This is a genomic window from Bradyrhizobium sp. F1.13.3 (genome assembly GCF_040548265.1).
In the GTDB taxonomy this organism is placed as follows: Bacteria; Pseudomonadota; Alphaproteobacteria; order Rhizobiales; family Xanthobacteraceae; genus Bradyrhizobium.
Map to the genome: position 1 here is coordinate 109970 of NZ_JBEPRI010000020.1, position 13727 is coordinate 123696.

Annotated in this window: 13 protein-coding genes; 1 reads left to right on the forward strand and 12 read right to left on the reverse strand. The window is 64.8% G+C overall.

Annotation, left to right across the window (positions count from 1 at the left end; genetic code table 11):
• Positions 1 to 87 precede the first annotated feature (87 nt).
• The 8 genes from rpe to ABIB66_RS36595 all read right to left on the reverse strand — a co-directional run bounded on the left by rpe (position 88) and on the right by ABIB66_RS36595 (position 8830).
• Positions 88 to 825 carry a ribulose-phosphate 3-epimerase gene (rpe, locus tag ABIB66_RS36560; protein ID WP_354209045.1) on the reverse strand — a complete coding sequence of 246 codons (738 nt, stop codon included), beginning with the start codon at positions 823 to 825 and terminating at the stop codon, positions 88 to 90.
• Positions 822 to 1757 carry a CbbX protein gene (cbbX, locus tag ABIB66_RS36565; protein WP_354209046.1) on the reverse strand — a complete coding sequence of 312 codons (936 nt, stop codon included), beginning with the start codon at positions 1755 to 1757 and terminating at the stop codon, positions 822 to 824. The genes rpe and cbbX overlap by 4 nt, the downstream gene beginning before the upstream one ends.
• 98 nt (positions 1758 to 1855) lie before the next feature.
• Positions 1856 to 2263, reverse strand: a complete 408-nt coding sequence (locus ABIB66_RS36570; RefSeq protein WP_007594833.1) for a ribulose bisphosphate carboxylase small subunit — start codon at positions 2261 to 2263, stop codon at positions 1856 to 1858.
• 11 nt (positions 2264 to 2274) lie between these two features.
• Positions 2275 to 3735, reverse strand: a complete 1461-nt coding sequence (locus tag ABIB66_RS36575) for a form I ribulose bisphosphate carboxylase large subunit (RefSeq protein ID WP_007594836.1) — start codon at positions 3733 to 3735, stop codon at positions 2275 to 2277.
• Between the two features lie 31 nt (positions 3736 to 3766).
• Entirely contained in the window at positions 3767 to 4852 is a 1086-nt protein-coding gene (gene fba, locus ABIB66_RS36580; RefSeq protein ID WP_354209047.1) for a class II fructose-bisphosphate aldolase, read from the reverse strand.
• A gap of 14 nt (positions 4853 to 4866) precedes the next feature.
• The gene (tkt, locus tag ABIB66_RS36585; RefSeq protein ID WP_354257979.1) at positions 4867 to 6888 is read right to left on the reverse strand and encodes a transketolase; all 2022 of its coding nucleotides are present in this window, start codon (positions 6886 to 6888) and stop codon (positions 4867 to 4869) included.
• 16 nt (positions 6889 to 6904) lie between these two features.
• The gene (locus tag ABIB66_RS36590) at positions 6905 to 7780 is read right to left on the reverse strand and encodes a phosphoribulokinase (RefSeq protein ID WP_063993396.1); all 876 of its coding nucleotides are present in this window, start codon (positions 7778 to 7780) and stop codon (positions 6905 to 6907) included.
• Between the two features lie 12 nt (positions 7781 to 7792).
• Entirely contained in the window at positions 7793 to 8830 is a 1038-nt protein-coding gene (locus ABIB66_RS36595) for a class 1 fructose-bisphosphatase (protein ID WP_354209050.1), read from the reverse strand.
• Positions 8831 to 8950: 120 nt separating this feature from the next.
• Here ABIB66_RS36595 and ABIB66_RS36600 point away from each other — a divergent pair, with 120 nt between their 5' ends.
• Complete coding sequence (locus ABIB66_RS36600) at positions 8951 to 9922, forward strand: LysR family transcriptional regulator (protein WP_354209051.1); 972 nt, start codon at positions 8951 to 8953, stop codon at positions 9920 to 9922.
• 257 nt (positions 9923 to 10179) lie between these two features.
• Here ABIB66_RS36600 and ABIB66_RS36605 read toward each other — a convergent pair whose 3' ends face one another.
• The 4 genes from ABIB66_RS36605 to ABIB66_RS36620 all read right to left on the reverse strand — a co-directional run bounded on the left by ABIB66_RS36605 (position 10180) and on the right by ABIB66_RS36620 (position 12953).
• Positions 10180 to 10389 (reverse strand): hypothetical protein, encoded by a 210-nt coding sequence (locus tag ABIB66_RS36605; RefSeq protein ID WP_063996623.1) that lies wholly within the window; start codon positions 10387 to 10389, stop codon positions 10180 to 10182.
• A gap of 138 nt (positions 10390 to 10527) precedes the next feature.
• Positions 10528 to 10947 (reverse strand): DUF4118 domain-containing protein, encoded by a 420-nt coding sequence (locus tag ABIB66_RS36610; protein WP_354209052.1) that lies wholly within the window; start codon positions 10945 to 10947, stop codon positions 10528 to 10530.
• Between the two features lie 139 nt (positions 10948 to 11086).
• Positions 11087 to 12280 (reverse strand): MFS transporter, encoded by a 1194-nt coding sequence (locus tag ABIB66_RS36615; protein WP_354209053.1) that lies wholly within the window; start codon positions 12278 to 12280, stop codon positions 11087 to 11089.
• 52 nt (positions 12281 to 12332) lie between these two features.
• Complete coding sequence (locus tag ABIB66_RS36620) at positions 12333 to 12953, reverse strand: TetR/AcrR family transcriptional regulator (protein ID WP_473319700.1); 621 nt, start codon at positions 12951 to 12953, stop codon at positions 12333 to 12335.
• Between the last annotated feature and the right edge of the window lie 774 nt (positions 12954 to 13727).

Genomic DNA, 13727 nt, shown 5'->3' on the forward strand with positions numbered 1-13727 from the left:
CAAACGCGCATTCAGGGGAAAGTTCCAATCAGCGCGGACTCAACGCTTGGGAACCTTACCGCGGACCAAATGGCCAGGCGTTGTGGGTCATCGGATGAGCGCGGGCTCACCGGCTCGGAGCGTCCGCGCCGAACTATGTTGCAGGTTTCGAACCCTGCCGGCCTCCGCAGCAGCGCGGATGGCCGCGATGTTGCCGGCATAGTCCGCGCTGCCCCTGCCGCGAAACACGGCGGACCCCGCCACAAGCGTATCGGCGCCCGCAGCGGCCACGGCAGCGGCATTGTCGCGGGTGATGCCGCCGTCAACCTCGAGCCGGATCGGCCGGTCGCCGATCATGCTTCGGATGCGCCCGATCTTCTCGAGTTGGGACTCGAGGAAGGACTGGCCGCCAAAACCCGGATTGACCGTCATCACCAGGACGAGGTCGAGACGATCGAGCACATACTCGATCGCGCTTTCGGGAGTAGCGGGACACAGGCTGACGCCGGCTTTCTTGCCGAGCGCGCGGATGGCCTGGAGCGAGCGATCGAGGTGCGGACCGGCTTCGGCATGAACCGTGATCACATCCGCGCCGGCCTTCGCGAACGCCTCCAGATAGGGATCGGCCGGCGCGATCATGAGATGCACGTCGAACATCTTATTCGTCAGGGGCCGGATCGCCTTGATGACGTCCGCGCCGTAACTGATGTTCGGGACGAAATGCCCATCCATGACGTCGCAATGAATCCAGTCGGCGCCCGCAGCGTCGATCGCTACGATCTCCTCGCCGAGGCGCGCGAAATCCGCGGCCAGGATCGACGGCGCGATGAGGATTTCTCTCGTCATGGCTTCGCACTCCTCTGCGCGTCCGCACCGCCGCTGAACACGCGGCTCGCCAGGACGTCCATGGGATCGATCGTTTCGAGGTCGGCGATCTCGAGCATGCGATCGAGATCGGACACCAGGCGATCGGCCTGCCGCAGGCGGATGCGGTCGACGGCGTTGCGGATCGAGCGCGCATTGGAGAAGAACGGCTGGGTCCGGCGCAGCGCGATGTATTTCTCGAACGCCTCACGCGCCGCCGCCGAGAGGCGATAACCCCGTTCCTTCAGCATCAGCTCGGCGATGACGAGCAGCTCGGCTTCCGCATAGTCCGGAAAGTCGATGTGGTGGGCGATCCGCGAACGGAAGCCGGGATTGGAGGCGAAGAAGTTCGTCATCCGCTCGCCATAGCCGGCAAGGATCACGACGAGGTCCTCGCGCTGGTTTTCCATCACCTGAAGCAGAATCTCGATCGCCTCCTGGCCATAGTCGCGCTCGTTGTCCGGACGGTGCAGATAATAGGCCTCGTCGATGAACAGCACGCCGCCCATGGCCTTCTTCAGTATCTCCTTGGTCTTCGGCGCGGTGTGGCCGATATACTGGCCGACCAAATCGTCGCGCGTCACCGAGATCACCTGCCCACGCCGCACGAAGCCGAGGCCGTGCAGGATCTTTGCCATGCGCAGCGCGACGGTCGTCTTGCCGGTGCCGGGATTTCCGGTAAACGACATATGCAGCGTCGGCGGCGAGGAAGCCAATCCCGCACGCTGCCGGATACGTTCGATCAGCAGGAGCGACGTGATCTGGCGCACGCGGTTCTTCACCGGCTTCAATCCGATCAGCTCCAGCTCGAGCTGCTGCAGCGTGCCGGTAATTCCAGCCGCTTCGGCCTCCTTGCGGAGATCGAAACTGGTCTCGCCGGGTTCAGTGGTCAAGGGGTGGGGGACATCCAGCATCGGCACCTCGAAGAAAAGGGCTTCGCCGCGGGGGAGCGGCGAAGCAGTGGTCCGCCAAGGAAACGGAGCAGGGAGTGCTCCGCGCGGAGGAGAATGACTTAGGTTGGCGCGTGCGCGGGCTGCCGGCGCACGGTGGTGTAGCGGATCGCGCGTCCGCCCACCTCCTGCCGCACCAGCTCGAACTCGGCCTCCTGCGGCGGGCGGTTCACGATGAACGAGATCCGCACCGATTCCCAGCCATGGCTGGAGTCGAAGCCGCTGAGGCGGATGTAGCGGTCGCCATACACTCTGCGGCATTCGGCGAGCTCCATCATCACGCCGGCGGCGTCCTGGAGATCGAACATCGGCAGGCCCCACATCTCCCAATAAGTGTTGCGGGGATGCGGATCGTCGGTGAACTCGATGTTCACCGCCCAGCCGTTGGTCAGGCAATACTGCACCTGCTTGGTGATCTGATCGTCGGTCAGATCCGGCAGGAACGAGAAGCAGCCTTGGGTCAGCTTCATGACAAATCTCCTCAAACGGTTTCGAGCGCGGTCGGCACGAAGTCCGGCGTGTCGGTGGATTCATAGTTGAAGGTGACGTCCTTCCAGACCTCGAGCGCAGCCTTTAGCGGCGTGCAGGTCTCGGCCGCCCTGGCCAGAATTTCGGGACCTTCATGGACGTAGTCGCGGCCCTCGTTGCGGGCGAGGATCATCGCTTCCAGCGCCACGCGGTTGGCGATCGCGCCGGCCGCGATGCCCATGGGATGGCCGATGGTGCCGCCGCCGAACTGGAGCACGACGTCCTCGCCGAGCAGGTCGAGCAGCTGGTGCATCTGGCCGGCGTGGATGCCGCCGGAAGCGACCGGCATCATCTTGTTCAGGCTCGCCCAGGACTGGTCGAAGAACAGGCCGTGTTCGAGCTTGGTCGGGTTGAAGTCCTCGCGGCAGACATCGTAATAGCCGCGCGTGGTGTTGGGGTCGCCTTCGAGCTTGCCGACAACCGTGCCGGCGTGGATGTGATCGACGCCGGCGAGCCGCATCCACTTTGCGATGACGCGGAACGACACGCCATGGCTTTTCTGCCGCGTGTAGGTCGAGTGACCGGCGCGATGCAGATGCAGGATCATGTCGTTACGCCGCGCCCATTTCGCCATCGACTGGATTGCGGTGTAGCCGATCACGAGATCGATCATGACGATGCACGATCCGAGCTCCTTCGCGAACTCGGCGCGCTCGTACATGTCCTCCATCGTTCCCGCGGTGATGTTCAGGTAGGTGCCCTTCGCCTCACCGGAAGCCGCCTGCGCGCGGTTCACCGCCTCCATGCAATAGAGGAAGCGGTCGCGCCAGTGCATGAAGGGCTGCGAGTTGATGTTCTCGTCGTCCTTGGTGAAGTCGAGCCCGCCCTTCAGCGCCTCGTAGACCACGCGACCGTAATTGCGGCCGGAAAGCCCGAGCTTCGGCTTCACGGTCGCGCCGAGCAGTGGCCTGCCGAATTTGTCGAGCCGCTCGCGCTCGACGACGATGCCGGTTGCCGGTCCCTGGAACGTCTTCACATAAGCGACCGGGAAGCGCATATCCTCCAGCCGCAGCGCCTTGAGCGGCTTGAAGCCGAACACGTTGCCGATGATCGAGGCCGAGAGGTTGGCGATCGAGCCAGGCTCGAACAGGTCGAGGTCATAGGCGATGTAGGCAAAATACGAGCCCGGCGTGCCCGGCACCGGATCGACGCGGTAGCATTTCGCACGATACTTCTCGGCGGCGGTCAGGCGGTCGGTCCACACCACCGTCCAGGTTGCGGTCGAGGATTCGCCGGCGACTGCGGCCGACGCCTCGATCGGGTCGACGCCCTCTTGCGGCGTGACGCGGAACAACGCGATGACATCGGTGTCCTTTGGCACATAGTCAGGCTCCCAATAGCCCATGCGCTTGTATTCCATGACGCCCGAGCGATATCTTTCCTTGCCGCGGACGGTTCCTGCATGTGCATTCATGGCTCTCTCCTGCTCTTCTCTCTCTGAATGATTAGGCTGCGACGGGCTCGCGGGCGTCGACGCGCGGATCGAGTTCTCCGGCGCGGTAGCGCCGCGCCATCTCGCTCAAGGGAATGACCTTGATCTTGCTGGCGTGGCCAGCGGTGCCGAACTGCTCGAAGCGGTCGCGGCAGAGCTCGCGCATCGCATCCATCGCGGGCTTGAGGAATTTGCGCGGATCGAACTCGGATCGCGTTTGCGCGGCGACCTTGCGGAACACCGCGGTCATTGCCAGCCGGCAGTCAGTGTCGATATTGACCTTGCGCACGCCGCTCTTGATGCCACGGACGATCTCCTCGACCGGCACGCCCCAGGTCTGCGGCATCTCTCCGCCGAACTGGTTGAACATGTCCTGGAGCGGCTGCGGCACAGAGGAAGAGCCGTGCATCACGAGATGCGTGTTCGGCAGCCGGCGATGAATCTCCTCGACCACCCGCATCGCCAGAATGTCACCGTCCGGCCTGCGGCTGAACTTGTAGGCGCCGTGCGAGGTGCCCATCGCGATCGCGAGCGCATCGACCTTGGTGGCGCGGACAAAGTCGACCGCTTGGTCGGGATCAGTCAACAGCTGGTCGTGACTGACCGTGCCTTCGACGCCGTGACCGTCTTCCTGCTCGCCACCGCCATGCTCGAGTGAGCCGAGCACGCCGAGCTCGCCTTCGACGGAGGCACCGACCCAATGCGCGAGATCGACGACGCGGCGGGTGATCGCAACGTTGTAGTCGTAATCGGCCGCGGTCTTGGCGTCGGCCTTGAGCGAGCCGTCCATCATCACCGAGGTGAAACCATGGGCGATCGCGGACGCGCAGGTCGCCTCGTCATTGCCATGGTCCTGGTGCATGCAGAGCGGGATGTCCGGATAGGTCCGCTCCAACGCGTCGATCATGTGCGAGAGCATGAGGTCGCCGGCATAGCTGCGCGCGCCGCGCGAAGCCTGGATGATGACGGGTGCATCGACCTCGGCCGCCGCCTGCATGATGGCGATGCCCTGCTCCATGTTGTTGATGTTGAACGCCGGCACCGCGTAGCCGTGACTGGCGGCGTGGTCGAGCAGTTGGCGAAGGGTGATACGGGCCACGACAAATCCTCCTGTTATTGCTTGCCTGTGCGGGCAATCGCCCGCCGGGCGGCTTCCGCAACGCTTTGCGGCGTGATGCCGAATTCGCGGTACAGCACTGGCGCGGGCGCCGAAGCACCGAAGCCGCGCATGCCGACGAACTCGCCGTCAGTGCCGATCCATCGATGCCAATCGCCGGCGACAGCCGCCTCGATACCTACCCGTGGCACCGTGCCGAGCACGGCAGCGCGGTAGTCCTCCGGCTGCTCCTCGAACAACGCGAAGCACGGCGCGGAGACCACGGCCGCGCGGACGTGCTCGGTGGCGAGCAGGCGGGCCGCCTCCAGCGCGATGGACACTTCCGAACCCGTTGCGATGAGCGTCACGTCGCGGCCGCCCTCGGGCGAGACGATGAGGTAGGCGCCGCGCGCGACCCGGTTTCTACCGCGCACATCGCTGCGGAAAGTCGCCAGGGCCTGGCGGGACAGGCACAGCACGGAGGGACGATTTTCAGCTTGGAGCGCGCAGTCCCATGCTTCCAGCGTCTCGACCGCGTCGGCCGGCCGGAACACAAGCAGGTTCGGAATGACGCGGAGCGCTGCGAGATGCTCGACCGGTTGGTGCGTGGGGCCATCCTCACCCAGCCCAATGGAATCATGGGTCATCACATGAATGACGCGGATCCGCATCAAGGCCGCAAGGCGGATCGCCGGCCGGCTGTAATCGGAGAAGGCGAGGAAGGTGCCGCCATAAGGAATGAAGCCCCCGTGCAGCGCGAGGCCGTTCATCGCGGCCGCCATGCCGTGCTCGCGGATCCCGTAATGGATGTAATCGCCGGCGAACGCGTCGCGCTTGACCGGGATCTGCGCCTTGGCATGCGTCAGGTTTGAATGCGTCAGGTCCGCCGAGCCACCGACAAATCCCGGAATCGTTCCTGCGATGCCGTCGAGCACCTGTTGCGAAGCCTGCCGCGTCGCAAGCTTGGGACGCTCGGTGGCAAAGCGTTCGCGCAATTTTGCCGAGGCCTGGGCATAGGCGTTCGGCAGGGCAACCGCCTTGCCCTCGACAAACAGATCGCGCTGCTCGGGCGTCGCGCATTCATAGCGATCGAGCCAGGCAAGACGCGCGACCTGACCGCGCTGCCCGATCATCCGCCATGCTTTCATGATCGTGACGGGCACCACGAAGGGCTGATAGTCCCAGCCGAGAGTTCGCCGCGCCGCCGCCGTCTGCTCGATGCCGAGCGGCGCGCCATGCGCCTTCTCCGTGCCCTGACGATCCGGCGCGCCATAGCCGATGATGGTGCGGCAGGCGATCAGCGACGGTCTTGCGCTCTCACGCTCCTCGGCTAGCGCCTGCGCAACTGCTTCGGGATCGTGCCCATCGACACGGCGCACCGACCAGCCGGAGGCAGCGAAGCGCGCGAGCTGGTCGTCGGAGGTCGCAAGCGACGTCGGCCCGTCAATGGAGATGCCGTTGTCGTCGAACAGCACGATCAGGCGGCCGAGCCCGAGATGGCCGGCGAGCGAAATCGCTTCCTGGCTGATGCCTTCCATCAGGCAGCCGTCGCCGGCGATCACATACGTAAAGTGATCGACGAGGCCGTCGCCATGCCGCGCATTGCCCATCCGCTCAGCGAGCGCCATGCCCACCGCGGTCGCAATCCCCTGCCCCAGCGGACCGGTCGTCGTCTCGACGCCCGGCGTATGGCCATATTCCGGATGGCCCGGCGTCTTCGAGCCCCATTGCCTGAAGGCCTTGATGTCATCGAGGCTGAGGTCGCCGCCGGTGAGATGGAGCAATGCATAGAGCAGCATCGAGCCATGGCCCGCCGACAGCACGAATCGATCGCGATCCGGCCAATTGGGGTGAGCCGAGTCGAACTTCAGGAAGCGCGAGAACAGCACGGTCGCGACATCGGCCATGCCCATGGGCAGGCCGGGATGGCCGGATTGCGAGGTCTCGATGGCGTCGACCGCGAGGAAGCGGACGGCGTTGGCGAGATCGTTGTGCGTGACCGCGGTAAGGTCGGCTTCGGCGTGGACGGAGATGTTCATCGGATACTCTCCTTGTTCACTTCAGGTTTCGCTTGCGCTCGATCAGCTGCATGATCAGCGGCGTCAGGATGAGCTGCATGGCAAGATCGAGCTTCGCGCCGGGACACACGATCGAATTGGCGCGGGACATCCAGCTTTGCGGCAGCATCGAGAGCAGATACGGGAAGTCGATGCCGCGCGGGTTCTTGAAGCGGATCACGACCATCGATTCGTCCGGCGTCGGGATCCAGCGCGCGATGAACGGATTGGAGGTGTCCACCGTCGGCACGCGCTGGAAGTTGATGTCGGTCTCGGAGAACTGCGGGCAGATGTAGTGGATGTAGTCGGGCATCCGCCGCAGAACGGTGTCGGTGACGGCCTCGGTCGAGTAGCCTCGCGCACTGCGGTCGCGGTGCAGCTTCTGGATCCATTCGAGATTGATGACGGGCACGACGCCGATCTTGAGGTCGGCGTAGCGTGCGACGTTGACCTTGTCGGTAACGACAGCGCCGTGCAGGCCCTCGTAGAACAGCAGGTCGGAGCTCTCCGGCAGCCGTTTCCATTCGGTGAAGGTGCCGGGTGCGGCGCCATGCAGCGCAGATTCCTCGGCATCGTGGACATAGTGTCGCGTCGTCGCCGTGCCGGTCTCGCCATAGTCGCGGAACGCCCGCTCCAGCTCCTCGAACAGGTTGGTCTCGGGGCTGAAATGGCTGAAATGCCTGTTGCCGCGATCGGCCTCCTTGGCCATCTGCGTGCGCATTTCGGCGCGATCGTAGCGATGGAAGGCATCGCCTTCGATGTAGGCGGCGTTGACCTTCTCGCGGAAGAAGATCTGTTCGAAGGTCTTCTTGACCGAGGTCGTGCCGGCGCCGGAGGAGCCGGTGATGGAGATGATCGGATGCTTCCTGGACATGGGATGCCTCGCTTACAGCCGGAAGAAGCCGCGCCGCGCAAACAGCGGTGCTGAGACGCTGGCGACCAGCAAGGGATCGCAATGCAGTTCCTCGACGCGCTGCACCTCGTTGCTCGAACCCATGATCAGCGGCACGCGCTGATGCAGGCTCTGCGCCGAGAGTTCGAGGATGCGTTCGCGCCCGGTCGAAGCAGAGCCGCCGGCCTGCTCGATGATGTAAGCCATCGGGTGCGCCTCGTAGACGAGGCGCAGGCGGCCGTCGCCATATCCGGGCCGTGCATCGGAGGGATAGAGGAAGACGCCACCGCGGGTGAGGATGCGATAGGCCTCGGCAACCAGCGAGCCGACCCAGCGCATGTTGAAATTGTGGTTGGCCTGCCCCTCCACACCGGCGAGGCATTCGTCGACGAAGGCGCGCACCGGCTGTTCCCAATGCCGGCGGTTCGAGGCGTTGATCGCGAACTCCTCGCAGGTCTCGGAGATCTGCACAGCGCTGCGGGCGAGACGGAAGCAACCGGACTTGCGGTCAAGCGTGAAGATGTCGACGCCGTCGCCGAGCGTCAGCACCAGCGAGGTCTGCGGGCCGTAGGTGACGAACCCCGCCGCGAGCTGCGCCGAGCCGCGCTGGTGGAAGGCGAGCGCGAGATCATCGGGCGCAGGCAGGATCGAGAAGATCGTGCCCACGGTCATGTTGATGTCGATGTTGGAGGAGCCGTCGAGCGGATCGATCGCAACGCAGATCTTCGCCGCGCGGTCACCGATTTGGGGTTCGCGCATCTCTTCCGACGCCAGTGCCGCGATGGGCAGCTTGCCGAGGCAGCGGCGCAGGATCGCATCCGCCTGCACGTCGAGATCGCGCTGGACGTCACCGTCGCTATTGCGGCCGGTGGTCAGGCCCGATGCGTCGGCGAGATCTCCCGTGGCGATGAGATCGGCGATCTCGATCGCGGCCGCCGCGATGGCGTCGACCGCGGCTGCCACGGCCAGCGCATGCGGCGCCGTCTCCGAATACCGTTGAAGGTGGTCGTCCAGCCTGAATTGCCCGGTCATCTGCGTCCATCCCTTTGCTGGTGCCGTATCCAGTTCCCTCCTCGCTGGAGGTCGGTGCGGTCAGTGCCAACAACGACGAGATTGACAGGGGCGGTTTAATAAGGAAAATTTCTATTCATAATGAGCGCCAAAGAAATGTCTTATAATGCCCATTCAGCGGCACAGCTCCGGCATCTGACGATCCGGCAGCTTCGATCGCTTGCGGCGCTAGCGGCGAAGGGCAGCGTCACGGCAGCCTCGACCCAGCTCGGCCTGACGCAGCCGGCCGTGACCCAGCAACTGCGCCAGCTTCAGGATCTCGCCGGACTGCCGCTGCTGCAGCGGACCGGCGATGGCATGCTGCTGACGGAGGCGGGCAAGGAGGTGCTTACCCTCGCCGAGCGCGTCGAAGCCGCAATTGCCGACTGCCAGGGCGCGCTCGACCTGCTTGCGGGGCGGACCGGCGGCACGGTGCATCTCGGCGCGGTCTCGACCGCAAAATATTTCGTGCCGCACGCGATCGCGGCGTTCTCGAAGCGGTATCCGAACATCGAGCTCAAGCTCACCATCGGCAATCGCGAGGAGATCCGCGAGGCCATGCACGGCTACGACCTCGACTTCGCGGTGATGGGTCGGCCACCGGCCGATGTCAGCGTCGACGTCCGTCAGCTCGGGCGTAATCCGCATATCATCGTCGCACGCAAGGGGCACTGGCTGGAGAAGGATTCCGGCCTCAACCTGACCGACCTCGTGCACGAGACCTTCCTCACCCGCGAGCCCGGCTCGGGCACGCGGACATTGATGGAAGGCATGTTCCAGAGGTCGGATCTCGAGCCGATCATCGGCATGGAGATGAGCAGCAACGAGACCATCAAGCAGGCGGTGATCGCCGGGCTCGGCATCGCCTTCATCTCGGCCCACACGGTGGCGCACGAGCTCACCGAGGGCCGGCTCGTCGTGCTCGACGTCGCGGGCCTGCCGATCGTGCGGCAATGGTACGTGATCCGCCGCAGCGACAAGGTGCTGTTGCCGCCGGCGCAGGCGATGTTCGATTTTCTGGGCTCGGAGGGGGCGAACTATCTGCCCGAATTGCCCGAATTCGGCGCGCGATAGCCCGTCGAGATTCAGCCCATCAGCTTCATCGCGACCGTGGCCGCCAGAATGACGATGATCTGGAGCAGGCGCTCGGTCGTGAAGATGCGGTTGAAGGTGGTCATCGCTTGCCCCGGCCGAATTGGGATGTCTCGGTCGGGACGTTGCTAGCATAAGCGGGCGTCGAGATAACTCCGTAATCGCCCCGTGTTTTCCGTGCACGCCCCCACGACCGAGCCTTCGGCGGGCCTGCCCAAGGCCGCGCCGATGGTTAACGATCAGGCCGCACGCGTCGCGGCGTAATCCATCCGCGCGGCGAAATAGGCTTCCAGCTCCAGCAGCGCCCGCGCTTCCCAATCCCTCGCCTGCTCCAGCAGCGACCAGCTCTGGTCCGGGCGGAATGCAGCGGTCTGGCGATAGAGCGATGCGATGCCGCGGTAGCGGCGCACGTTCTCCAAGATGGCGTGGCCGGTGATTTGGCCGTTCATGTCCGAAAACTCCCTCGTCATTCCCGGGGGAGAAATTGCGGCCAAATCTTTTTCGAAAAGTTAGCGCCGCACAGCAAGCGCGCGAATGGTTTCCGGACTGTTGCCCGCGCGCAACGCGCGCGGCCGCGCAGTGCCGATCTATTGCGAATTCGTTGCCGCGCTTTCGCTTCGCGGCTTCAACCCGCCGCGGCTGATGATCGCCATCGTCGCGCGGCAGAGATCGGCAAGGCCGATCACCAGCACGGCGAGCAGGCAGAACAGCTTGATGGAATCGGCATGCGCGCTGGTCAGCAAATTGAACTCGAAGAAAGGCGGCATGAACGCCCACCACACCAGCGGAATGGTGAGCACCGTGGCGAACGCCGCCGCCGGTGCGCCCGCGACAAGACCGAGCACAAAGAGGCCGGGCAGGAACGCCGCGAAATAGAGTTTTGCGCCGAGCGAGACACAGACGCCCTGGAGCGCAGCCGACATTGCGACAACGACGAATCCAAGCAGGAACGCCTGCCACGACCACGGTCGTACCCGCGCTACGCCAACCAGCCCCGCACGCCTCATCAGCCTCCCCCTGCCGCCCGTTAATCAGGCTCGCTTGCGACCAAAGTACTACACCGGCAGCGAAACTGCGAGGCGGAAATTGCGGGCCGGACGGCCGTGGTAAACGGGCCGGATCGCACAATTTGGACCACCGCGCCCCCTACTCGGTGGCCGCATAGATCAGGCCTGCGATGGGCAGCGCGAGGCCAATGGCCGATGCGAGCGTCCAGCCGCCTTGCGCAAACGCCCAGGCGCCGACCGCCGAGCCCGCCGCGCCCGCGGTGAAGAACGTCGCCATGTAGAGGCCGTTGAGGCGGCTGCGATGCTCATGCCCCAGCGCGAAGATCGCGCGGAAGCCGAGCACGACGTTGCCCTGCACGCCGATGTCGATCGCGATCGCGGCCACGACCAGGCAGGCGAGGTTCAACACCGATCCAGCCGCGCCGACATGCGTGATCAGGAAGCCAACGGCCGCGAGCAGCAGCGCGACCAATGTTGCCATGCGGCTATGGCCGCGATCGGCAAGCCGCCCGGCGATCGGGGCCGCGAACACGCCGGCGACACCGGCAAGCGCGAACAGCGCGATGCCACCCTGCGTGAATCTGAATTCGCTCGCGAGCAGCAGCGGTGTCACGGTCCAGAACAGGCTGAAGGCGCCGAACAGGCTGGCCTGGTACAGCGCGCGGCGGCGCAGCAGCGGCGTGGTCCGCACCAGATGCGGCATCGACAGCAGCAACTCGCCATAGTGCATGCGCGCGACCGGCTTGCGTTTCGGCAGCGTCATCCAGAGCACGGCTGCGAGCACGATCATCAGCGCGGCCGAGCAGAAGAACACCGCGTGCCAGGACAGCATCGCCGTAACGAAGCTCGACACCGGCCGCGCCAGCATAATGCCGAGCATCAGGCCGGTCGAGACGTTACCGACGACGCGGCCGCGAATGGCTGCCGGCGCGAGATGCGCCGCATAGGGAATGATGATCTGCACCGCGACCGAGCCGAGCCCGATGAACAGCGCGGCGATCAGGAACGGCAGCGCGTGGGACGAGAACCCCGCAGCGAGCAGGGCTGCCGCGCCGAGCGTGATGACGGAGCAGATCAGGGTACGGTTCTCGAGGAGGTCGCCGAGCGGCACGATGAAGAGAAGCCCCACGCCGTAGCCGATCTGCGTCATGGTGACGATCAGCCCCGCTGCCGCATGCGACAGGCCGAGCGCGACGCTGATCGGAGCGATCAGCGGCTGGGCGTAATAGATGTTGGCGGCGACCATGCCACAGGCCGCGGCAAGCACAAAGGTCAGTCGCTGCGACACCGCATCCGGCTCGGGCGCGGTCTCGATCGTGGCATTCATCGTCATTCACACGGTCTCCAGATATAGGAAACGATTGTTCCCTAATATTACAAAAAATTCAGGCGAGCAGCTTCATCGCCACGGCGACCAGGCGCTTGCCGTCGAGCGAAAGGCGCGCCTTGCCGACGACGCGCAGGCCCTGCGTGATGCAGATCATCAGCCGCGCGGTGTCGTCGGCGGCGACATGGCGGGGAATCGATCCGTCGGCCTGCCCCTCGCGAATGAGCCCGGCGATGAAGCCTTCGTTGGTCTCGAGCCGCGCGCTGACGAGCGCGGCGACCACCGGATCGACCGCGGACAATTCGACCGCGCTGCCGACCACGAGGCAGCCGCGCCGCCCCTCGCTGCCCTGGGAGTGCTCCACATACGACAGCAGCAGGTTGCGGAGCCGCTCGCGGCCAGTGCCGCCTTGCGCCGCGGCGCTGCGGGTCTGCTCCTGGCGCAACGCGACGTAGCGCTCGAAGGCGGCGAGAAACACCGCATGCTTGTCGCGAAACGCCTTGTAGACGCTGCCGGTCGCCAGCCGCATCGCCGCGGTGAGATCGCCGATCGAGGTGGCATGATAACCCCGCTCGGAAAACACGCGGACCGCCCTGTCGAGCGCAGTGTCCATGTCGAACTCCCGGGGACGGCCGGGCGGACGGACGACGGAACGGGATTTGCGGGCGGCTTTTTGCATTGCGGGATAATAGGGAATGATTGTTCCCGAATAAAGACCGTCGAAAGACACTTGGTTGTGATGGGGTTTGGGTCGAACTGATCGCCACCAACTCCAGCGTCGTCCTGGCGAAGGCCAGGACCCATTACCCCAGGGTGGGTTTGGCGGACACTCTCTCTACATCGTCATTGCGAGCGCAGCGAAGCAATCCGGAATCCCTCCGCGGCGGCAGACTGGATTGCTTCGCTGCGCTCGCAATGACGGAGTATGAAGTGACGGCTTCGTCCTCCAGCACCACTGTCATTCCCCGCGAAAGCGGGGAATCCAGTACGCCGCGGCTTCGCGGTTCAATCATAACTGTCTCGGAGTACTGGATCGCCCGGTCAAGCCGGGCGATGACAGGGAGTGTGTAGCCGCAGACACACCTTCGCAGCCTCGCGGCGCATTTCGCCCGAGTTTTGCTTCGTCATTCCACCCTCTTATCCAAGAGGGCGCAGGGAAGGCCGGGTGCCGGCTGGCACCCGCGGTCCGCTGCGCGAAGATGTAGCGCAAGGAAACCGCACAGCAGCATACAGGTGTAGCCAATCACTCGGCCTTCCCTGCGCGATGGTTGGACGGCTTATGCCGTGCTCTCCCGGGAGCCGAACTTTCCTTCTGGCCTCCCTCGCCTCGCGAATTGGATGATGCTGTCTGCCCGGTTGGGCTCGCACACACCTCCGCGAAAGCTTGACCGTAGCAACGACGGCCAGGACCACACGTCTATATTTTGGTACACGGTGAAACACGCCGAAACTA